Annotated in this window: 16 protein-coding genes, 6 tRNA genes and 1 rRNA gene; 17 read left to right on the plus strand and 6 right to left on the minus strand. The window is 45.3% G+C overall.

Annotated features, from left to right (window positions below):
* The 7 genes from MM817_RS08770 to MM817_RS08800 all read left to right on the plus strand — a co-directional run.
* Positions 1-122: ribosomal RNA gene (locus MM817_RS08770) — 23S ribosomal RNA — on the plus strand; the annotation flags it as partial.
* 61 nt (positions 123-183) lie between these two features.
* Positions 184-267 (plus strand) — tRNA-Tyr (locus MM817_RS08775).
* A gap of 7 nt (positions 268-274) precedes the next feature.
* A tRNA-Gln gene (locus tag MM817_RS08780) sits at positions 275-349 on the plus strand.
* Positions 350-353: 4 nt separating this feature from the next.
* Positions 354-429: transfer RNA gene (locus MM817_RS08785), tRNA-Thr, on the plus strand.
* An 8-nt stretch (positions 430-437) separates the two neighbouring features.
* Positions 438-510 (plus strand) — tRNA-Met (locus MM817_RS08790).
* A 36-nt stretch (positions 511-546) separates the two neighbouring features.
* Positions 547-619 (plus strand) — tRNA-Phe (locus MM817_RS08795).
* 9 nt (positions 620-628) lie between these two features.
* A tRNA-Cys gene (locus MM817_RS08800) sits at positions 629-703 on the plus strand.
* A 173-nt stretch (positions 704-876) separates the two neighbouring features.
* On the opposite strand, the gene MM817_RS08805 is transcribed toward MM817_RS08800, so the two are convergent.
* Positions 877-2,892 (minus strand): acetoacetate--CoA ligase, encoded by a 2,016-nt coding sequence (locus MM817_RS08805; RefSeq protein ID WP_241713888.1) that lies wholly within the window; start codon positions 2,890-2,892, stop codon positions 877-879.
* A 255-nt stretch (positions 2,893-3,147) separates the two neighbouring features.
* Between MM817_RS08805 and MM817_RS08810 the strand changes: the two genes are divergently transcribed.
* The 5 genes from MM817_RS08810 (at position 3,148) to MM817_RS08830 (ending at position 8,982) form a co-directional block, all read left to right on the plus strand.
* The gene (locus MM817_RS08810; RefSeq protein WP_272879867.1) at positions 3,148-4,128 is read left to right on the plus strand and encodes an ABC transporter ATP-binding protein; all 981 of its coding nucleotides are present in this window, start codon (positions 3,148-3,150) and stop codon (positions 4,126-4,128) included.
* Positions 4,125-5,090: an ABC transporter ATP-binding protein gene (locus tag MM817_RS08815; protein ID WP_241713890.1), complete on the plus strand. Its 966-nt coding sequence runs from the start codon at positions 4,125-4,127 to the stop codon at positions 5,088-5,090. The genes MM817_RS08810 and MM817_RS08815 overlap by 4 nt, the downstream gene beginning before the upstream one ends.
* Before the next feature lie 171 nt (positions 5,091-5,261).
* Positions 5,262-7,007 (plus strand): peptide ABC transporter substrate-binding protein, encoded by a 1,746-nt coding sequence (locus tag MM817_RS08820; RefSeq protein ID WP_241713892.1) that lies wholly within the window; start codon positions 5,262-5,264, stop codon positions 7,005-7,007.
* Positions 7,008-7,082: 75 nt separating this feature from the next.
* Complete coding sequence (locus tag MM817_RS08825) at positions 7,083-7,964, plus strand: ABC transporter permease (protein WP_241713893.1); 882 nt, start codon at positions 7,083-7,085, stop codon at positions 7,962-7,964.
* A gap of 64 nt (positions 7,965-8,028) precedes the next feature.
* Positions 8,029-8,982 carry an ABC transporter permease gene (locus tag MM817_RS08830; protein ID WP_241713895.1) on the plus strand — a complete coding sequence of 318 codons (954 nt, stop codon included), beginning with the start codon at positions 8,029-8,031 and terminating at the stop codon, positions 8,980-8,982.
* A 90-nt stretch (positions 8,983-9,072) separates the two neighbouring features.
* On the opposite strand, the gene MM817_RS08835 is transcribed toward MM817_RS08830, so the two are convergent.
* Positions 9,073-9,867: a G1 family glutamic endopeptidase gene (locus tag MM817_RS08835; RefSeq protein ID WP_241713896.1), complete on the minus strand. Its 795-nt coding sequence runs from the start codon at positions 9,865-9,867 to the stop codon at positions 9,073-9,075.
* 267 nt (positions 9,868-10,134) lie between these two features.
* On the opposite strand from MM817_RS08835, the gene MM817_RS08840 reads away from it, so the two are divergent.
* Positions 10,135-11,520, plus strand: a complete 1,386-nt coding sequence (locus tag MM817_RS08840; protein WP_241713898.1) for an MFS transporter — start codon at positions 10,135-10,137, stop codon at positions 11,518-11,520.
* 204 nt (positions 11,521-11,724) lie between these two features.
* Here the strand turns inward: MM817_RS08840 and MM817_RS08845 are convergent, their stop codons facing one another.
* A complete protein-coding gene (locus MM817_RS08845) occupies positions 11,725-11,916 on the minus strand; it encodes a Spo0E family sporulation regulatory protein-aspartic acid phosphatase (RefSeq protein WP_241713900.1) in 192 nt (63 codons plus the stop codon).
* Positions 11,917-12,267: 351 nt separating this feature from the next.
* On the opposite strand from MM817_RS08845, the gene MM817_RS08850 reads away from it, so the two are divergent.
* The gene (locus tag MM817_RS08850) at positions 12,268-13,527 is read left to right on the plus strand and encodes an MFS transporter (RefSeq protein ID WP_241713902.1); all 1,260 of its coding nucleotides are present in this window, start codon (positions 12,268-12,270) and stop codon (positions 13,525-13,527) included.
* 410 nt (positions 13,528-13,937) lie between these two features.
* Positions 13,938-15,296 (plus strand): MFS transporter, encoded by a 1,359-nt coding sequence (locus MM817_RS08855; RefSeq protein WP_241713904.1) that lies wholly within the window; start codon positions 13,938-13,940, stop codon positions 15,294-15,296.
* 105 nt (positions 15,297-15,401) lie between these two features.
* On the opposite strand, the gene MM817_RS08860 is transcribed toward MM817_RS08855, so the two are convergent.
* A complete protein-coding gene (locus tag MM817_RS08860) occupies positions 15,402-17,549 on the minus strand; it encodes a cation:proton antiporter domain-containing protein (protein ID WP_241713906.1) in 2,148 nt (715 codons plus the stop codon).
* A 405-nt stretch (positions 17,550-17,954) separates the two neighbouring features.
* On the opposite strand from MM817_RS08860, the gene MM817_RS08865 reads away from it, so the two are divergent.
* On the plus strand, positions 17,955-19,238 hold the full coding sequence (locus MM817_RS08865; RefSeq protein ID WP_241713908.1) for an MFS transporter: 1,284 nt from the start codon (positions 17,955-17,957) through the stop codon (positions 19,236-19,238).
* Between the two features lie 57 nt (positions 19,239-19,295).
* Positions 19,296-20,807: a gluconokinase gene (locus MM817_RS08870; RefSeq protein ID WP_241713910.1), complete on the plus strand. Its 1,512-nt coding sequence runs from the start codon at positions 19,296-19,298 to the stop codon at positions 20,805-20,807.
* Here MM817_RS08870 and MM817_RS08875 read toward each other — a convergent pair.
* Together MM817_RS08875 and gnd are read right to left on the minus strand one after the other, a co-directional pair.
* On the minus strand, positions 20,790-21,821 hold the full coding sequence (locus MM817_RS08875) for a LacI family DNA-binding transcriptional regulator (protein ID WP_241713912.1): 1,032 nt from the start codon (positions 21,819-21,821) through the stop codon (positions 20,790-20,792). The two genes, MM817_RS08870 and MM817_RS08875, sit on opposite strands and share 18 nt — an antisense overlap.
* Positions 21,822-21,925: 104 nt before the next feature.
* Complete coding sequence (gnd, locus tag MM817_RS08880; protein ID WP_241713913.1) at positions 21,926-22,849, minus strand: phosphogluconate dehydrogenase (NAD(+)-dependent, decarboxylating); 924 nt, start codon at positions 22,847-22,849, stop codon at positions 21,926-21,928.
* Positions 22,850-22,884 lie beyond the last annotated feature (35 nt).

The raw sequence follows: 22,884 nt of genomic DNA on the forward strand, positions 1-22,884 counted from the left end.
GACATGTCCCGCTCGGTAAGACGAGGTAAGACCCCTTGAAGAACACAAGGTAGATCGGTCCGGTGTGGAAGCATGGCGACATGTGGAGCAGACGGATACGAATCGGTCGAGGGCTTATCCTCAACAAAGAGAACGACACGTAGTTCACCTCTAGTTGTGAAGGCACCACTTTTGTGGTATACTGGAGGGGTACCAAAGTGGCCAAATGGGGCGGACTGTAAATCCGTTGCGAAAGCTTCGTAGGTTCGAATCCTACCCCCTCCACCAGATTTTTTGGGGAGTAGCCAAGTGGTAAGGCAACGGACTTTGACTCCGTCATTCGAAGGTTCGATCCCTTCTTCCCCAGCCAGTTTGCTCCCATAGCTCAGTCGGCAGAGCGCATCCATGGTAAGGATGAGGTCACCAGTTCGAATCTGGTTGGGAGCTCCATATATCGACGCGGGGTGGAGCAGTTGGTAGCTCGTCGGGCTCATAACCCGAAGGTCGCAGGTTCAAGTCCTGCCCCCGCAACTTTTTATGTTTTTATGATTGTTATGGATTATGTGTGGCTCGGTAGCTCAGTCGGTAGAGCAGAGGACTGAAAATCCTCGTGTCGGCGGTTCGATTCCGTCCCGAGCCATCTTTGTTTGGCGCCATAGCCAAGTGGTAAGGCCAAGGTCTGCAAAACCTTCATCCCCCGGTTCGAATCCGGGTGGCGCCTCCAATTTTGAACTTTTAGTTTCTCTATTATAGAGAAGCTTATTTTTGTTTTATGCGTTGCGATGGATATACAATGCACCGATAGTAGTGAATGTGGGCATTTTTTAGTATGAGTACTTCTAGTACGAGCTACATCCTGTTCGAAGTGGGATGTAGCTCGTTTTAAAAGTACAAGCATCACGAAGAGTGTGGTATTTCAAACCGTTTAGCAAGTGTAGTCGCAAATTGAATAAAGTACGTTAAAGAATCTGGATTACTCATCGCATGTGAATCAACAGATTGTTCTATCGGAAAGCCCATGAGTATTTTGCGGATGGGAACTTCAAGTTTCTTGCCATTAAGTGTACGAGGTACTTGGTTGATCGCAAAGATTGCATCTGGAATGTGTCTTGGCGATACTTCTGTTCGAATCACCTGTTGAATCTTCTTGATCAGTTGTTCGTCTAACGTAAGACCAGGCTGTAGCACAATAAAGAGTGGCATATACGATGGATGTCCCAAATATTCTAGGTCAATAACCAGACTGTCCATGATTTCTGGAAGTGCCTCCACGGCACGGTAGATTTCACTACTGCCCATGCGCACCCCTTGGCGGTTGATTGTGGAGTCAGATCGACCATAGATAATCGCGCTACCGTGTTCTGTGATGCGAATCCAATCCCCGTGCCGCCATACACCAGGATACTCAGAAAAGTAGCTGTCGCGATACCGCGTATGTTGTGCATCATCATTCCAAAGATAGAGTGGCATAGATGGCATGGGAGCTGTAACGACGAGCTCGCCGACTTCATTAATTACAGGTTGTCCACTCTCATTGTATGCTTCAATCTTAATACCCAGTGCCCGGCACTGCATTTCACCTGCACGTACGGGCAAAATAACACACCCTCCTACAAAAAATGCAGCTACATCAGTGCCACCGCTAATAGGTGCTAACCATATATCTTCACGTACGTGTTGATAGACCCACGCATACGCCTCAGGAGTTAATGGTGCCCCTGTACAAGAAAGCGATTGCAACGACGATAAATCATAAACTTTCCGTGGTGATAGACCGCTTTTCATGATGTATCCGAGATATGCTGGACTCACACCCATAGATGTCATACCACTTTGTTCTGCGAATGCCCACAATACATCGACAGATGGATAAAAGGGATTGCCATCATAGAGTACGGCTGTAGCGCCAAGAGTGAGATTGCTGACGACTGAATTCCACATTACCCAACCTGTTGTTGTGAACCAAAATGATCGATCACCCGGGTGAATATTGCTTTGTAATCCACCTTGTGTGACGTGATTGAGTAAGACGCCGCCGGTGCTATGAACAATAGCTTTAGGTAATCCCGTTGTGCCAGAAGAATAGAGAATCCACAAAGGATGCGCAAAGGGCAGAGTAGCAAAAGTCAATTGCGCATCCTGTTTGAGTAGATCTGTATAACGAAGGGTCTGAATCCGATCGGTCTCTCCAAACAGCTGTGCGTCAGGGAATGCATAGGGTACGATGATGGTTGCATAAAGGGAGGGTATTGCTTCCTGCAGTTCTACTAATAGAGGACGACGATCGAAAATTTTCCCATTGTAAGAATATCCGTCAATAGCGAACAAAACTTTGGGTTCAATCTGTTGAAAACGCGCGATCACACTAGGTGCTCCGAAGTCGGGTGAACAACTCGACCAGATCGCTCCAATGCTAGCACATGCAAGGAAAGCAATGATCGTTTCTGGAATATTGGGTAGGTAGGCAGCCACTCGATCACCAGCAACCACGCCAAGTTGGCGAAGTGAAGACGATATAGCTGCGACATGATGCTCTAACTCACTCCAACTGATAGTCTGTATATCAGGTCGCACTTCTGATTTTGCAATGATTGCTGGGTCAGTTGTGCGCGACATGGAAAAGACATGCTCAGCATAATTGACACTTGTTCCCTCGAACCAACGTGCATTAATCAACTCGCGACTAGATAAAACATGTTCATATGTTCCATCCAAATGAATATCAAAATAGGTGATAACTGATTCCCAAAACTCTTCTAGATGATGAATAGACCAGTTCCAAAGCTCGTTATAGTCAGCGAATGAAATGCCTTTATTATCAAGTAGCCATTGTTGGTATCCAGTAATGGTTGCATTTTCGATAGTTTCAGAGGTAGGTTGCCAGAGTAATGTACCTGGTGTAATGACATCCATAGAAATCCCCCCACAATAAGTAATTTATTGTAATGATTATTCAGATTCCTCTTATCAATATGCGGAATTGATGATCTTTACAAATAGTTCGAAGTAGATTAATATCTATATTACATTCACTAATCTTAAATTACATGATGTATTTTTGTGGATGGTCCTAGTGCTATTATTTTCTGTTCTTGTAGGATGGACAGATGTGATGTAATCATAGATAATCTTTGTAACAGTTCATTTGTTTTAGTAGGAGGTTTACTATTGTCGCATGTATTGGATGTTGATTCACTAACAGTTGAGTTCAACATCAATAAACAATTTTATCCGGCGGTACGCGATATTTCTTTCTACATTGATCCGGGTGAGACGCTTGGATTAGTTGGTGAATCTGGTTGTGGTAAAAGCGTTACGTCATTAGCTATATTACAACTACTGACAAAATCAGCGAAGATAAATGGGCGAGTTTTATATGATGGGAAGGATTTACTTTCCTTGCAACCTGAACAGATGCGCAAGGTTCGTGGTAGTGAGATTAGTATGATCTTTCAGGAACCCATGACCTCTCTCAACCCTGTATATTCAGTAGGTGCACAGATTGCGGAGATTTTATTGTTGCACAAAAAAATCTCGCGCAAAGAAGCTTATCAATTAGCACTAGAGTTGTTGCAAAAGGTAGGTATTCCAAGGCCAAACGAAGTTTTGAAAGACTACCCTCATCAACTATCTGGGGGCATGAGACAACGTATCATGATTGCTATTGCGATGGCGTGTACACCTAAGTTACTCATCGCAGATGAACCGACAACCGCTTTGGATGTTACGATTCAAGCGCAAATTTTAGAACTCATGAAAGAAATTTCGACAGATTTTAACACCTCGATTTTATTGATCACACATGATCTGGGAGTGGTTGCTGAGACGTGTGCACGCGTTGCCGTGATGTATGCGGGTCGCATAGTCGAACAAGGTAAGGTCGAAGATATTTTCTTTAATCCGCAGCATCCTTATACCAAAGGTTTATTGAATGCGATTCCAAAGATCGATGCTGATACAAAGCGTCGCTTGGAACCGATTAACGGAAACGTACCATCGCTAACGCGCATGCCAGCAGGTTGTTCATTTGCACCACGTTGTCCGATGGTTATGGAGAAGTGCAGAACCGAGTCACCCGATCTATTTGCTGTTGAAGACGGGCATCACTCGCGGTGCTGGCTCAATGACTCGAAGGAGGAACGGCCGTGAGCGATGTGTTATTAGATATTAAAGATCTTAGGAAGTATTTTCAGATATCGCGGGGATTCATGCGTCGTAACACGGGCGCTGTGCGTGCGGTAGATGGTGTTTCGCTAGCCGTTCAAAAAGGCGAGACGATTGGAATTGTAGGTGAGTCTGGATGTGGTAAGTCAACGACTGGCCGAAGCATACTGCGTTTGGTTGAACCCACAAGTGGGTCTATAAACTTCCTCGGCAAAGATATTTTAAAACTATCAAAATCTCATATGCGCGAGATGCGCCGCGAAATGCAAATTGTTTTTCAGGATCCATATGCATCCTTAAATCCTAGATACACAGTCATGCAGACTCTGATCGAACCGCTGGAGGTTCATCGCCTCCACACACCTAAAGAACGCAAAGATCGAGTGTACTCGATATTGGATCGAGTAGGGCTCGATTCGTCGTATGCGAGTCGTTTTCCACATGAATTTTCTGGAGGACAGCGGCAACGCATAGGCATCGCGCGCGCGCTTATCTTAAATCCTAAACTGATGATTCTCGATGAGCCAGTCGCTGCCTTGGATGTGTCTATTCAGTCGCAGGTGATCAATTTATTGGAGGATGTTCAAAAAGAATTCTCCTTGACAAACCTGTTTATTGCTCATGACTTATCTGTAGTCAAGCACATTAGTACACGGATTATGGTGATGTATCTTGGGAAAATGGCTGAGCTTGCTACGTCGGAGGATTTATTTGCAGACCCACTACATCCATATACACGTGCATTGCTATCGGCTGTGCCGATTCCAAACCCGTCGATTAAGCGGGATCGCATCATCTTGAGTGGAGATTTGCCAAGTCCGGCGAATCCACCTAGTGGATGTGTATTTCATACACGGTGTCCTTATACACAGGATGTTTGCACACAAAAGATACCTGAGTGGCGTGAAGCAAAGCCCAATCATTTTGTTGCATGTCATTTGGCGTAGGGAACGAAGTCTACGAAAGGGGAGATGCAAGGCGATAAAGTGCGACTCGCTTGCCATCGTTAATCACGATAAGCGATGATTTGTGGCTTTTCACCTTCTTTCACAGCAAAGCGAGGAATCTAGGTCAAAAACCAGCAATTATGCTTAGAGATAGAGAATGGGGGATTCAGATTGAAACTTAATAAATCAATGTCTGTAGCTATTGCCATGGTAACCGGTACTGCCTTATTACTTACAGGGTGTGGTAGCAGTTCAGCAACGCCATCCACAAGTACACCGAGTTCTTCGACACCTACAGCAGGTGGAGTGATTAATTTTGCAGAGTCACCTGCAACACAACTTAACTGGTTTTTACCGATTGTCCCGTCTTCCAATGACACGGTCAATAACGATCAATTAGTTGTTCAATTATACAAACCAATGTTGTGGTTGAATAACAATTATTCGATCAATTGGAATTCGTCGATTGCGAAGAACATCACGTACAACAAAGCAGGAACTGTGTACCATATTTTCTTGCATAAAAAATGGCTGTGGTCAAACGGTCAACCTGTCACTTCAAAAGATGTACTGTTTTCATGGAATGTGATTAAAGCTGCATCATCTCCGAATGCTCCTAAACCGTGGCCATTTGTTGGTGCTGGAACTGGAGAAATTCCTAACGGCATTCAAAGTGTCGTGGCTAATGGCAATTATGAAGTGACGATTACACTGAAGAAGCCTGCTAACCAGCAATGGTTTATCTACAACGGCATTATCCAGTTGACTCCAATGCCTGCTGCAGTGTGGGATATTCATAAAAACATGACCAAAGAGCTTACCTATCTTGGGGAAAATGGCGCTAACCTCATGTTTGATAAAGTCACTGATGGACCATTTGTTCCTGTAAGTGCAACACCAAGTCAATCATGGGTCATTGCTCCAAACAAAAACTATCCTGGTCATAAGAGCCTTGTGAAGAAGATCGTCTTTGATTATGAAGCATCTTCGACAGCAGAGTTTGCAGCGCTAAAGACCAATCAAGTGAATTTGGGTTATCTTGATCCATCGCAATTGGGATCTGCTCCTGCACTTACGTCGCAGGGCGATAAGATTACTTCCGCGTATCCTTTTGGTATTTTCTGGACTGAGATGAATATGTACAAAGGTTCGCCTTACGCAAGTATTTTTGATCATTTATATGTACGTCAAGCGCTACAAATGGGTCTCGATAATGCAACGATTGCAAAAGACATATTTAAGGGTTATGCGACACCTGTTGACGGTCCAATCCCGACAGTGCCTGCAACGAAATACTTAGACCCAAGTCTAGCAACCAACCCCTATCCGTATAATATTCAAGCTGCTATGCAACTGCTTGAAAAACACGGTTGGAAAGAAGTCAATGGTGTGATGACCAAAGGCAGTCAACAAATGAAGTTCCCTATGATCTATGTATCAGGAGCGACTTCATCTACAGATGCAGCCGAGTTGATGCAAAGTGACTGGGCGAAAATGGGCGTCGATGTAACGCTTGCTGGCGAACCATTTGCTAACTTCATTAGTATGACAAGTGATAGCACCAATCATACATGGGCTCTTGCCAATGGATCTGGATGGGACTATAACGGTCCTGGCTTCTATCCTACAGGTGGTCAGCTCTTTGCTACAGGAGCACCATCTGGCACGGGATTCTCTAATCAAGAAGAAGATGCACTCATTAAAGCAACGCACCAACCTTATCCAACAGAACAACAAACGATGTCTGTCTTCTTTAAATACGAAGATTACACGGCAAAAATCTTACCGTTCCTTTGGAACGAAAACTATGCTGCTATCGGAGTTAATGCTCCTAACGTACACAACACAGTGAAGTATGCAGATGCAGCAACGAGCTTGCCACAAATGCAATACTGGTGGGTTTCGTCTGGTAACTAAGTGAATTAGAGATGGTTTTTGTAAGCCAGTTTACACTGTCCGGAGTTCTAAGAACTCCGGACGAAAGGGGCCCCGATGAGCGAGCAGACGATTACAGTACCTATGACAAATAATACAGTCTCTGAACGCCCCAGCTTCATGAATCGGTTTTGGCGCTTGTGGTCTACGAGGATGGGCGTATTGTTGTTTGTAGCTCTCGTTCTTTTTTCTTTTGTCGGTCCGCTCATCTATACGAAGAGTGCGATTGAACCGCATGTGTTAGATACTGTGATGTCACCTTCAGCACGGTTTCCACTTGGCACAGATAGCTTGGGTCATAATGTTTTAGCGCAGCTTATGTTAGGTGGACAATCTTCGCTTGAAGTTGGCTTTTTATCGGCTATTGTGTCGATGGTATTTGGCACGTTTTATGGTATGGTTGCCGCCATGCTTGGCGGTTGGGTGGATGCTGTGATGATGCGTGTAGTTGACGCGATGATGACAATCCCTAGTATTTTTATTTTGTTGTTTCTAAATGCTGTTTTTCGACCCAATCTATTTTTGATGGTCTTTGTACTTGCTTCGACTTCTTGGCTTGGAGTGAGTCGTCTAGTACGCGGTGAAGTTTTAGTGATTAAAAATCAACTATATCTTGAGGCTGCACATGCGATTGGAACTCGAACTTGGCGTATCATGATGCGCTATATGGTGCCAAACTTTCTTGGTACGGTATTAGTTGCATCAACACTGAGTGTTGCTGATGCGATTTTAGCTATGGCTGGGCTTAGCTTTTTAGGTTTAGGATTACCACCACCGACTCCGAACTGGGGCGGCATGCTAAGTGATGGCTTGAATTATATGTTTCAAAATGGATGGTGGATGCTGTATCCGCCTGGCATTATGATCTTGCTGTCTCAGGTCTCAATTAACTTGATTGGTGACGGATTGCGGGGCGCAATTGAAACTCGTCAGGCGTAAATCATGAAGAGATTGCCTGATTTGCTATGAATGTGCACCAATTTTCGTTAGGAGGGGCCGTTTTATGTTGAAGTTTATCGTTCGGCGGATCCTACAGTCGATCCCGACTTTGATCGGTATCACGCTGATCAGTTTTGCGATGATTCACATCGCGCCAGGGAATCCTGTTCGTTTGCTCTTGGGCAATCATTACACGATTGATCGTGCGGCTGCGTTAACTAAACAGCTAGGGTTAAACAAACCACTTTGGGATCAGTATCTAATTTGGGTAGGTAATCTGCTACAAGGAAATCTAGGAATTTCATATGTGTATAATGAACCGGTGACTACGCTTATCTTGCAAGCGATGCCACATACGTTGATCATTGTTGTAGTGGCTGTTGTAGCTGCCCATTTATTTGCGGTTTTTATCGGTTCGGTACAGGCATACTATAAAGATTCCTGGTTTGATCAAGTGGCTACTGTCGTTAACTACTTTCTTTATTCGATGCCGAGTTTTTGGTTGGGTGTTTTATTGGTGATCTTGTTTTCCATTACGCTTGGATGGTTACCGTCCGGCGGAATTGTAAATAATCAACTTGCTAACCCAGGCTTCATTGATTGGGTGCGGCATTTGATATTACCATCGGCTACTCTTTTCTTAGTATCTGTAGCTGCTTGGGCACGGTACATGCGTTCCTCGATGTGGGATTCACTTTTGCAGGATTATGCGCGAACTGCACGGATGAAAGGTGCATCTGAATTTCGGGTGGTATTTGTCCATGCTTTGCGTAACTCCATTCTGCCGTTGATCACATTGTTTGGGTTATCTCTACCTGCATTACTGAGCGGTGCTCTATTTGTGGAAGAGATCTTCAATTATCCAGGTATGGGTTTACTGTTTTGGGACGCCGTTTTATCGCGAGATTATCCGATTATCATGGGCGTGACCATTTTTATCGGTGTGATCACACTGGTAGGCAATTTGCTAGCGGATATTCTGTATGGCATTGCTGATCCACGTATTCAATATAAGTAAGCTCAGTGAGTCAACCTAACTCGATATAAGAATAAAATACACATCCCCCATGTGAACAATGGGGGATGTGTATTTAGGTTCATCAGTTTCTTAGGAAGTCGGTGCGGCAGGAGCAGTAGAACCATAGGCAACATTAAATCCGTCAGTGTCACTATCTGGAACGGATGGAGTGGATACTTGTTTTCTGTTTTGTACCATCACGCCACCGTCACTTACGACAAATCCTGGATTACCTCCGTTTACTGTACCTGGGTTGAATGTGGTCTCTCCGTAATTTGCTAACGTGGCGACATGTCCACCGATGGTGGGCGCTTCTTGAATCCACTCGGCGGATTCTGCAGGGCCAGAGTATGCTTGCGTGGTTGTAAAGGACTCATTTTCTGTGAGATCATTGATAGTAATCGTCCAATCCCCGTTGTCATCATTTTTAATAGAGGCACTCATTTGATCGCCTGGTTTTACAGTCATCGTGGTTATGACAGTTTCGGAGGCAGGTAGAATCTCCCACCATGAATCATAATGTGCAGATCCACTATAGTAATCTTGTTCTGTGCCGGTTTGGATTAGATCGCTGTTATTAAACCCATCGATGCCAATCCAACTTGAAGAATAGGTTGATCCGCGACTTGGTTGAACAGTGGGGACTACCCAAGTGCCTGTAATGCTATTGTATTCTCCGGCAGTTCCTGAAAGTGCATAGCCAGACCAGTTACTTGATGACCAGCCGTAGCTACTTGTTGAAGTGCTACTATTTGGTTTAAGAGCAATTCGCGGTGCGTGGATCATACCTGCAGTCGCTGTAACAACTGGTGTAGCGAGTGGTACGCTAAATAGGCAACCACCTGATAGCATTGCAGAAACAATGATCGTTGAAACTTTGCCCAATGGATAGCCCCCTGTGAATGAGAATGTAAAAAGAATAACTAGTTAACGAGTAAAGTTTACTACAATTCAATCAATTAATGATACATCAATAAAACTTTTTTTTATAAATAGTACGAATGATTGCTCTTTACTTGCTATAACATTTGATATATAGTAAGTAAACGGTTTCATAAAAGGTAATATGATGAGGTGAGAGCGTTGAGAACCACCGAAACTTTGCGTGACTGGGAGTTTCTGTGGTTTTTTATTTGAATTGGAGGTGGACACATGGATAAACAAGTTGCACCGCAAACTATGTCTGCACCTGTTAGGGACATTGGGGATCTGCCACTTAGCAAGTTTGTCACGAGAATCACAATTCTTTCTGCAATGGGTGTATTTCTAGATGGTTATGATTTGACTATTCTTTCTGTCGCGTTACTTTTTATTACCCCACATTTTCATCCTGCGCCACAAGTCTTAGGATTGGTAGGCGCTGCGGCAGTTGGTGGGATGTTTGTAGGATCACTGATTGTTGGTAATGTCACAGATCGCGTGGGAAGACGCAAAATGTTTTTGTGGGATATGGCAATATTTATTATTTTCTCTATTCTTGCTGGACTATCTCAAAATATGATTGAGTTGGGGATTGCTCGCTTTTTTCTTGGCGTTGGTATCGGTGCAGATTATCCTATTTCAGGGTCGTTAACTGCAGAGTTCGCACCTACTAAGCGGCGAGGTTTGATGCTTGCCATGACGATCGGATTTTGGCAATTAGGAGCGTTATTTGCTTATTTGGTAGGACTGTCGATGCTAGATATTGGACCAGATGCGTGGCGGTATATGTTAGCATCCGGTGCAATACCTGCTATTATCGTGATGTGGTTACGTCATTCAGTTCCTGAATCACCTCGTTGGTTAGCGATAATGGGGCGTCAAAAAGAAGCGGATCAGATTGTTATGGATGTAGCGAAAAGCTCACACCTTACGGTGGAACTGGAAGCAACAGGTACAACAGGTACAACAGGTACAACGAACATGGGGATGCGAGCTTCAAATGGAGGTGCATTTCGTCAGTTGTTTAGTCCTGCTGTCATTCGTTTGACGATCTTTGCAGCACTAGGATGGTTTTTATTTGATGTCGGTGATTATGGTTCGATTGTATTTACACCAACGATTCTCAAAGCATTAAAAGGAACGACGGTTCAATCTTCTGTGATTGCTTCTGCCTTTCTCCCGTTTGTCTCGATGATTGCTATTATTATTATGTGTTTTATTGTGGATAAAATTGGGCGTAAAGTGATTCAAGCGAGTGGTTTTTTAGTTATGGGTCTCGTATTTATATTGATGGCTTTTAGTAAGCCTAGTTTTATCGTTTTGTTTCCACTATTTTTGGTGGTGTTTGCGTTTATGGAAGGTGGCCCTGGTCAGACAACGTATATATATGCAGCTGAGGTATTTCCTACACAAATTCGCGCGACTGGACATGGTTTCGCTACAGCGGTGTCACGATTGGGTGCTTTACTCGGTATATTTGTATTTCCCATTATGATCGCATCCATTGGGCTTAGTAGTGGATTGTTATTATTTGGCGCATGTGCACTGATTGGATTTGTACTTACTGTATGGATCGCGCCTGAGATGAATAATCAGCGATTACAAGATCGAGTGTAACCTTGATTTTTTATAATTCCTCAATAGTAGAAACCACGAATGACCTGAACCAAGGTATCATTCGTGGTTTTTTATGCAATAATTTTCGCAAGGTCGCGGTGAATGACATGAAGTTGGGATCGCATGGATAGTGCTAAAAGGGTAGTCAATGATTATGAGAACGATCATCATTGATTATTGATTGTGAGGAGATAGAAAGAAGGGTTATACGCGCTGCATTTTTTTTCGTTTCTTCATTTTATGGTATAAAATGATATAGCGATCAAGCATACGACTAATGCATATGACGTTGTCATCTGTAAAACTGCCTGTTTCTTCTGTCATCTCTATTAATTTTTTTCGTAGAAACTCAATTCGTCTCTGTACGACATGACGGACTGTTCGCTTGATCAACAAATGGAAGAACCTCCGCAAATACATGATAATTCATATTACGACACATAACAGCAAATAGTTGTCGAAATTTGGAGGATACAACAATTGTTTGACGTAAGCTTTTAGCTAAGCTATTCGATCATACATCCTACAGATCAAGTGATCGGGCTATCGCCGGGTTGTCAATTGAATGATAGTGGTACTTCATAGTATGATCAACTAATAACAGTGTATCATGATTGTGCCGTTATATAAGATAATCTCATGATTATTAGTAGCTTTTTATGAGTAAAGGAGAAGATAGACATAGAATCCAACGAATACAAGCGTGCGTCTAAACACATTCCTATCACGATATGGATAGGTATTTTGGTGAGTCTATCCTATCTTCTGGCATTTATGCAGCGAACGGGGCCTGGTGTGATTAGCAACACACTGCAGCGGCAGTTTCATGTGACGGCGGCGGTGCTTGGCACGCTGTCGTCTATTCAGTATTTTTTGTATATGGTCATGCAGATTCCTGTTGGCATATCTGGCGATAAATTCGGTCCTGAGCGCCTACTTGCTGTGGGTGTGCTGCTTGATGGGACAGGTACGGTTATTTTTTCGCTTGCGCACACGTTTGCTTGGCTTTTAGCAGGACGTGCGATTGTGGGATTGGGAGATTCACTCATTTGGGTGAATATTGTGTTGATATTGGGGCGGTATTTTAAGCCTCAGGTATTTGGAACCATGCTAGCTGTCACATCGACGGCAGGAAACTTCGGAGCACTCTTGACGACCATTCCTTTTGCTGCACTCACGATGGCGATCGGTTGGAGATTGCCATTTTTCTCTTTAGGTATCGCGATGGTCGTGGTTGCTGCACTCAATTATGTTGTGCTTCGATACGCTAAGTCACATCTTCTCCCAAAGAATGAACTGCACATGGAGCGGACGCCTGTGCGCGCGACGTTGCACGTAGTTGTGAAAGATCGAAACGCGTGGGCGACATTTGCTTGTCACTTTGGGGCTGTGGGTACCTATATAGGATTCATGGGACTGTGGGCAGTGCCATATATTATCGACACGTATCACTTATCTGAAATGGGTTCGACCGTGTTTACCTTAATCGCGTTTATCGGAGCTCTCATTGGGTCGCCACTGGCTGGGATGATCTCAGATCGTCTGGGAAGTCGCAAACGCCCGTATATCGTCACGCAGGTGTTAACTACGCTTGCTTGGCTATCGGTTCCTTTGTTTGGTGGGAAACCGCCACTGATTGTTGTGGGTATCGCATTTGGCTTGATCGGTCTTGGATCGGGTGCAAGCCTACTCACATTTGCAGTCGTTCGTGACCAGACGCCAAAGCGCAGAGTGGGAATCACATCAGGATTTGCAAATACCGGAGGATTTCTGAGTGCTGTTTTATTGCCGGTCTTGTATGGCACCGTGCTTGATATGGTTGGTGGCAATGGACGCCAGAGTACAGGTGCACATCCACATGCATTCTCTTTTGCACTTGCATTTCTTGTTCCAACACTTTTTAGTGCGATTGGCGTCGTAGGAAGCTTGTCGATTAAAGAGCGACATGCCTTTGGAGAACAAGACGAGTTAGAGTCAGATGTCGATCCTAGCACTGGCAGAGTATAGCAGATTTGAACGAGAAACTGGCAACAATGTTAGCGATTAGAGTAAGCTAGTAAGCTACGCGCAAATGCCCTGATCGAATGTGGTTTTTGCGCGTAACGCAAGTAGAAAGTAGAAAGTAGAAAGTAGAAAGTAGAAAGTAGAAAGTAGAAAGTAGAAAGTAGAAAGTAGAAAGTAGAAAGTAGAAAGTAGAAAGTAGAAAGTAGAAAGTAGAAAGTAGAAAGTTTCAGCGAGCATAGTGTGACGTGGCGTATAGAGAAGAAAAATGGAGGTGCGCATGTCATAACAGAAAACGCTTACATATAAGATAGAGAAAGAACGAGCTATAAGGTGGATGCATCTTGCATGAAGAGTGTTCATCTTGCCTGTTCATATAAACTGATTTTTCTATCTATAATAGGGAGGTGCAAGGTTTGGAAGGCTCAGATCGCACAGTTGCAAGTGGTCAAGCGGTCGATTTTAACCAAATTCCGATGAATCGGTTTATTCGTCGCTTAACGTTTCTATCTGCAATGGGTTTATTTCTTGATGGATATGATTTGACGATTATCTCTGTTGCCCTTCTTTTTGTTAAGTCACAATTTCAACCATCACCCTATATGGTTGGTTTAGTAGGGTCGGCTGCAGTGGTAGGCATGTTATTAGGATCTCTCATCTTTGGTAATTTGACCGATCGTTTTGGACGGCGAACGATGTATTTATTAGATCTGCTATTTTTTGTTGTGTTTAGTATTTTAGCTGCATGTTCGCAAAATATGGTTGAACTTATTCTCTTTCGTTTTCTTTTAGGCATTGGACTTGGTGCGGATTATCCGATCTCATCCACACTAACAGCAGAGTTTGCACCCACACGTAAACGGGGTGTCCTGATGGTGACGACGATTGGATTTTGGACCGTAGGTGCGATCGTGTCCTATTTAGTCAGTTTGTTATTGTTACAAACAGGTCCAGATGCCTGGCGCTTTATGCTAGCATCGGGTGCTATTCCAGCCTTGTTAGTCATGTGGGGGCGTCGCACGATACCTGAATCACCCCGCTGGTTGATCGCTAAAGGTGAGACTGCGAAAGGTATGGCCGTGGCTGATCAAATCGCAACAGATGCAGGAGTCCGTCTTAATCATCAAGACAATGCGGGTATGCCTACGCAAACGGGGAGTGGGCGAGCATCATTTGCACGATTATTTCAAAAAGATATACTGCGAATGACGATCTTTGCATCGCTTACGTGGTTTTTGTTTGACGTAGGCAATTATGCGACCATCGTGTTCACTCCCACTATTTTCAAGGCAATCAAAGGATCTACGATCACCTCTTCTGTTCTTGCGTCGACTGCTTTGCAAGCAATTGGACTGGTGGGCATTGCCATTGTATGGCTCCTAGTCGATCGCTGGGGACGAAAACGACTGCAAGTATGGGGTTTTTTGGGGCTTGGTATCATCTTTATCGTGACTGGTCTCTTGCATCAACCAAGTTTCTCCTTGTTTTTAAGTTTATTTCTCATTCTGTCGATCGTCGATCAGGGACCTGGACAATTGACATACGTCTATGCAGGCGAAGTTTTCCCGACCACAGTCCGTGCAACGGGACATGGCGTTGCCACAGCTTCTTCGCGTGTCGGGGCGCTATTGGGAATTTTAGTATTGCCCATCTTTATGGCGCATGTTGGGCTATCAGCAGCATTAATTGTATTTGGCATCTTAGATCTTATAGGTATGGGGCTAACCTTGTGGCTTGCACCAGAACCAAAAGGTAAAGATTTACCAAACGGGTAGATCCAATAGCCTTGGGTTAGCGCAGCTCACCTCCACGTTCCTCATGAGGCGGAGGTGAGCATGCAAATGCTTGGGGTTAGGATCTATAACAAAACGGTAGGATATCTATAACAAAACGGCTGGTGGAAATAAAATGGCGACAGGGCGATCGCTTACGTGTAGAACTTGTTCTACTGTGTTGCCACAATACAGTTCGCCACCCGAGAAACGCTGTTCAGCATGCAAGAGAATCATGTCACAATGTTGTTCGATGGCAAATTTGGTGATGGCATCTCCAGCATTGCCACGGGAATACATGACTTTGCGTTCGATCGGTACGGTTACACCTTGCGCAAGACCTTCCATGAATTGCATGGCAGCCTCTGCGTGTGCTGTCTCCCAGTGTATTTGATCGCTAACGCTTACCCCAAATGGATCTGTTAATGGATAGGCATTGACGACATGAAGCACAATCAAGGTAGCCCCTGTGTCTCGTGCAATAGCAAGCGCCAATTCGGCCACTCGTCGATCGCCAAGGACTCCCGTTGTCGGTAATAGAATCCGTTGTGGATCACCGATAGCTGTCATCTGTTGTGGGATGCGCCATACCCATGTTGGACAGGGGGCAGATTGGACGATATTGTCGACGACCTGTCCGAAGAGTCCAGTGAGTGATGGACGTGCAGAAGCCCCTAAAATTAAAAGATCATAATCTTTTTTAGCCTCTTCGAGTATCGCCTTTGCGACTCCATCCGCATCCGATATCTCCCGCATACTCCAGGACACTTGCGTAGAAGTGGGTGTGATCGTCGTGTTAGTATCCGTCGCACCCTGTGCTGTGCGATCTCTAGAAGAGCGCACATGCAGTGCAGTCGCATCCATGCCACGCTCTCCAGCAAGGTGACTTGCGACTTGGGCTGCCATCATCGCGTAACGCCCATCGCGAATCGGGACGAGCATTTTTTGAATGCCATAAAGAAAGCTACGCTCCTTACGACCTTCTTGGGAAAGCCGTTCCTCCTCTTGCGGATCTACAGGTGATCGATGGAGTGACCAGCGGAGCAGTGGCGGCGCAATAATTGAAGTCACTACAGCCATGATCACAATCATAGAGTACATGGATATAGTTAATACGCCAATTTGCAGACCCACAGTTGCGACGATAATTTCCACCGCACCACGGGCGTTCATCCCCGAACCAAGTGCTATCGCGGTCCAATGGGGCAGACCTACGGAGCGGGCACCTAGGTAGGTTCCGATAAATTTGCCGATGCTAGCGACAAGGATAATCGCGAGAAGTGTGAGCAATAACTCTGGTGTCAATAGTGCTGGCAGATCGACTTTAAGACCAGCTACTGCGAAAAACACGGGTGCGAAAATGCCTAATGTCATCGTCTCCAGTTGTTCCCGAGCGGCTCTTTTGACACGGGGTATCCGCGATAATTGGACACCAATGATAAAGGCACCTAAAAAAGCTTCAACATGGAGAGCTTGTGTAATCGCTGCACCGATAAGACCCATGATAAAAATAGCCGCTAACGTAGCATTGCCATGCGGAAAATGATCGTCCACAAAGCGAATAAAGGCGCGGATCATCCGATAACCAAGAGTGAAGGCAAAAAGAGCATACAGCAATGTGCCAACAATCGAGATGGCGATGGATTCAATGGGCAGGACTCGCGCCGTCGCAAAGCCAGCCACAATGGATAAAAGGAACCAACCGACGGTATCATTGATGATGCCCGTGGCGAGCGTGAGTTGACCGATATCTCGTCTCATCAAATCCATATCTAAGAGGATCTTCACAATGACTGGAATAGCAGAGAGCGATAGAGCAGTCGCAATAAATAATGCAAAGATTGGGCGCTCTGAAGGTTGACCGATTAAAGAGACCGGAACAATATACGCTAAGCCGTATCCACTGATAAATGGGACGAGTAAGCTTCCAAATGCGATGATGGGGGCTGATTTTGCTTTGCGTTTTACGAGAGGAATATCGACTTCAATGCCACTTAACAGAAGCAGCAAGATGACACCGAGTTCAGATATGACTTGGATCAATAACGATTGAATTTCATTATTTGGGAATATGGATTGATACACAGAGGGTAGCACCCATCCAAATAACGATGGGCCAAGCACCACTCCTGCCAACAATTCTCCAATCACTTGTGGTTGCCCCAGTTTGCGTGCGATCTCGCCAAGCCCTCTAGCAACTGTTAATAGCAAGATCAGTTCTAGTAAAAAACGGAGGGTTTCAATGGACGTTAACATGGTATCCCCCTATATGTAAACATGATCAGAGCATCATGAGGAGTAAGCTTATAGAAAACCAGTTTCTTCATTACATAAGCGTACAATGAAACATAGAATGCTAACATTTGTACCGTATATTGTATCGTACCATGAACGTGATGTTAGCACACACTTGAACGATGAATTGAAAGAATCTATTGTCTTACATTCATGTCTATAGTATGATGTTTGCGAATAAGGTATAACGTTTTACTAAAACGTTATACCTCTCATAAGCGCTAATGTAAGCGCTTATGTTGATGCTTTTATTAGAAATGCGATCATGATGGAAAGTGAGGTGCTTGTAGGGATTTAGTTGGTTTAGATGTGTTCATGGATAGTAGGGAAACGAGTAGGTAAAAAAGGTAGATAGGGGGTTAGTCGATGAGTCGTCGCTTAGGGAATGTGCGCTGGAGAATCGCTATTTTAATTGGTATTGGGATTATCATTAATTATTTTGATCGAACGAATATCTCCGTTGCGACAAAACCACTGATGCAACAATACGGCCTAAGTAAAGGGCAAATGGGGATTCTGTTATCATCATTTGCTTGGTCGTATGCGTTATTGCAAATTCCAGTGGGCGCATTACTAGATAAGGTTGGAGTCAAGTGGATCAATCGGGTGGGTATGATCCTGTGGTCGCTTGCAACTTTTATGACAGCCATGGTTAGTGGGATGGGACTGATCATCATATCACGTGTGCTCTTAGGTGCGGCTGAGGCACCCGCGTTTCCCAGTGCATCCAAGGCAACTGGGTATTGGTTTCCTAAGCAAGAACGAGGACTTGCCAGTTCTTCTTTTGACGCTGCAGCTAAATTCTCCAATGTCATTGGGGTTCCCATCGTTGCGTATTCTGTGACGGAGTGGGGCTGGCGCGGTGGATTTTGGTTAACAGGCGTCTTGAGCTTGCTCTATGCTGCTGCTTATTGGATTTTTTATCGCGATCCTAAAGAATCAAAGTCACTTGGAGATGTAGAACGCAGGTATATTATTGAAGGTGGCGCGCAGGAAAGTGGAGAGGCACCTGGTGGCATCGGGAAAAATCTTTCCTATTTATTAGCGCGGCGTAAAGTGTGGGGTTTGACCATTGGCTTTGCTGCTTACGGCTATTCATTTTATCTATTCTTGACATGGTTGCCTGGCTACTTAGAAACACAGATGCACATGTCTGTATTAAAATCGAGTGGGTACACGATTGTACCTTGGATTTTTGCAACACTGGCTGATGTATTGATCGGTGGGTGGCTCGTTGATACGTTAATCAAAAAAGGGCACAATCCATCGCGTGTGCGTAAAACTTTAATGATTATCGGGATGATTATGGGACTTGCCGTTGCGGGTGCTGCATTTACAACAAACGCAAATGTTGCGATTGTGTGGATTACGATTGCATTATCTGGGTTAGCCTTTTCAGCGCCTATCGGATGGAGTGTTCCTGCTCTGATTGCGCCTAAAGGGACGGTGGGCATTGTAGGAAGTATCATGAATTTTGTCAATAACGTCATGGGGATACTGGCTCCCATCGTCACCGGATTTATTGCAGGAGACACAGGTTCTTTTGCACTCGGATTTGTTGTAGCTGCAATTGTATTATTAATAGGCATTGCAAGCTATCTTTTCTTACTGGGTACGATCGAACCCATGAAAAGTCCATTTGTCGATTGAATGGGATAGCCGCTAGATGTTTAGCGGCTTTCTGAGTGAAAACAGAGGTGTATAGTCATGAGTGATAGTGAAGTGTTGGTTGGTATCGATATAGGGACAACATCGGTTAAGGCACTAGCGGAAGACGGATCAGGGGTGTCAATCGCGCGTGCTGTGCGCACGATTGACACAGTGAGTGAGCAGGAACAGCAGGCGGAGCAAGATCCGTATGACATATATCGTGCGGTTCAAGCGGTAGTGAAAGAAGTTGGGGAAGTAGTCAAGGCCAGTGGCCGAACGATCACTCACATCGGCATGAGTGCCGCGATGCACAGCTTGATGGTCATCGATGATGCAGGTAATCCACTGACACCACTGTATACGTGGATGGATTTGCGCGCAAAAGAGGTGTCACAGGCGTTGCATACCACTGATGCGGGTGCACGTCGCTATCGCCGTACAGGGACCCCCGTTCATGCGATGACTCCAGCTGTGAAACTGCAATGGTTGCGTACGCACAAACCAGCATTATTTGCAGCAGGACATCGCTTTGTTTCATGTAAAGAATGGCTGTGGTGGCGGTTATTTGGAGAATATGTCGTGGATGAATCGATCGCCAGTGCCACAGGGCTGATGAATCTGAGCACAAGACAGTGGGATGAAGAGACACTCACGGAGCTTGCGATCCCTGCGTCTTCCTTGTCCCGTATCGTATCGACCACGTATACCCGTCACGGGATGGACATGTCGGGTATCGAGACGTCTGGTGTGTCAAAAGCTACAGCAGTGACGATTGGCGCATCAGACGGAGTGCTTGCCAATCTTGCATTAGGCATCACAGAGTCAGAGAACATGGTGTTGACCATGGGGACGAGTCTCGCTGTGCGAACCGGTAGTCACAAGATCGTCAGCGATCCGATCGGACGCCCATTTTGCTATATCCTTGATGATACAACGTATATTGTCGGCGGTCCTAGCAATAGCGGGGGGATCGTCTTAGAATGGGTAGCCAATCACTGTGGTCATGGCGATCAGGGCACGCTCGATGAGCGATTGACCGCGTTATTTGCAGAAGCAGAGCATGTCCTACTCGATGATCTCTATTTTTTGCCCTATGTGGCAGGGGAACGAGCACCGCTATGGAATGAGAATGCACAAGCGTCCTTTATCGGCCTCAAAGCATCCGATCAACCGGCACATCTATTTCGTGCCGCAATGGAAGGCATTCTCTACAACGCACGGTGGATCGCAGAACAACTGATGGTCGCGATGGACGAGCAACCATCGATACTAGTTGTTTCCGGGCGACCGTTTGAACACGCATGGGTACAGCAGTTGACAGCCGATATCTTTTCAATCCCTGTCCGCGTGGCACAAGCAGATGACGCTTCCACAAAAGGTGCTATCGCTATGGCACGGATGGCTCACTCAGCTACCCATTTGCAAGCTATCACACGCACATTGATCAAAACTGCGGGAGCCCATATGGAGTCGCGTACCATTGTTCCAGACGATCTAGAGTCACGGCGACATGCGCTGCGCTTCGCACACTTCCAGATGCTCGTTAAGCACTTAATTCCCTCTGTATAAAGCAGTTGCCGCTCCAGGAATAATCGTAGATGGGATCGTGTGGATGGCAAGTGGAGTGAGCGGTTCTCCTTTTAAAGCAGACAGGATACGCTGTGCAGTCCATATGCCGATGTCATCTATGGGTTGTCTTATATAGGTGATGCGCGGAGAAATCAGTTGAATCCAGTCAGGTTCATCAAAAGTAGCGATGCCAAGGTCATGGGGAATCACTAAATCCAGTGCGCGTAAGTGAGGATACAACTGTTCTAATAGTAAAGCGTTGCCCGTGTACACAGCGAGCGGGCCTTGGTGTAACCGCTCAGTGACAGAACGCGCCACGTGCTCGATGCTCGTAAGATCATCGCGTGTGATCCAGCCAATCCACGGTGTGCGATGGTTCTTTTCGCAGGCTTGTAAATAACCAGTCAATCGTTCCATCCGCGTACTGATACTGGCCACTTGCTCCGTGACATAGAGGATATTGTGATATCCATCCTGGAATAATTGGGTAGATAAAGAGAAGGAAACCTCCTCGTTATTGGTAATGACACTCGTGACCTCAGGTATATCAAATTGACGATCCACCAAGATCACAGGCATTTCCGTTGCGATATGTGCTAATCGCAGATTATTGTCACCGTTTGTTTGTATCACCATGGCGTCCACACGCTGCGCATAGAGAGACTCGATGATATCTTGTTCACGTTCACCTCGACCACCTGTCTCGCACACGATCAGATTATAGCCAGATGACGAGAGCGCATTGGACAATGCGCGAATGAGGGAAACACAAAAAGGATAGCTAATATTGACAACAATTACTGCGATCATCCGCGTTTGATTGCCTTTTAGCCCTTGCGCAAGCGGATTGGGTCGATAATGCAGTTGCTCGATCACCTCTCCAATTTTGCGTCTCGTGTTGTCACTCATCGATTCAAAGCGACCATTTAAGTACCTAGATACAGTGGTGATCGATACGCCAGATGCCTCTGCAACATCGCGAATCGTCAGTCCTTTGTGAGGCGTGTCAGTCATCTTGGCGTCCCATCCTTTACGAAAATGCACAAATACGATCAAGCACAAAAGTGGCCGACGAATATCCGCACATTCTCGGCCACCAGATGTTACAAGCAGTGACTTTAGTTAGATGAATCTTCAGAGGCTTCGCTTGATTCGGTCACCGCATGTCCACCGAATCCTTTGCGCAATGCCGAGACTACTTTACCTGAAAAATGATCCGTTTCTTGCGACTGATACCGTGCAAATAAAGCTAAGGCTGTAATCGGACTCGACACGCCAAGCGCTAACGCCTCTTCTACCGTCCATTTCCCTTCACCAGAGGATCCGATGACACTTTTGAGTTTTGTCAGCTGTGGGTCCGCGTGAAATGCCTCTGCAGTTAATTCCATCAACCACCCGCGAATGACCGATCCATGTGACCACACATCTGCGAGTTTGGCATAATCAAATGCATAGGGGCTCTTCGATAAAATCTCAAACCCTTCACCGATAGCCGCCATCATGCCGTATTCGATGCCGTTGTGTACCATTTTTGCATAGTGGCCACTACCGACGGGGCCAGTATAGAGGTATCCGCCATCGACAGAGGAGTCGCGAAACAGTGGTTCAATGGATGAAAATATCGTCTCGTCTCCACCGATCATATAACAGGCGCCAAGGCGTGCACCCTCCATGCCACCCGATGTTCCTACATCTATATAGTGCAACTCGTTAGTATGTAATGCCTGTGCACGACGTATCGAATCTTTATAATGTGAATTGCCACCGTCAATCACGATATCCTGTGGCGCAAGAAGCGGAAATAACGTGTCGAGTACTTGGTCCACAGGATCACCTGCAGGCACCATCAACCACAAAACGCGCGGCGTAGGCAACGACTGCACTAATGCTTCTAATGAAGCAACGACTTGTCCACCTTGCTCTATATAGGCCTGTTGCGCACCCGGAAATGCATCGTACGCCGTGACGATATGTCCATGTTCTTGTAAATTGAGCGCAAGGTTCAATCCCATCTTTCCTAAGCCAACTAATCCAATGTGCATCGATAACTCTCCTATTCACGTATACTCACAAATAT

This window comes from Sulfoacidibacillus ferrooxidans (genome assembly GCF_022606465.1).
GTDB lineage: Bacteria > Bacillota > Bacilli > Alicyclobacillales > SLC66 > Sulfoacidibacillus > Sulfoacidibacillus ferrooxidans.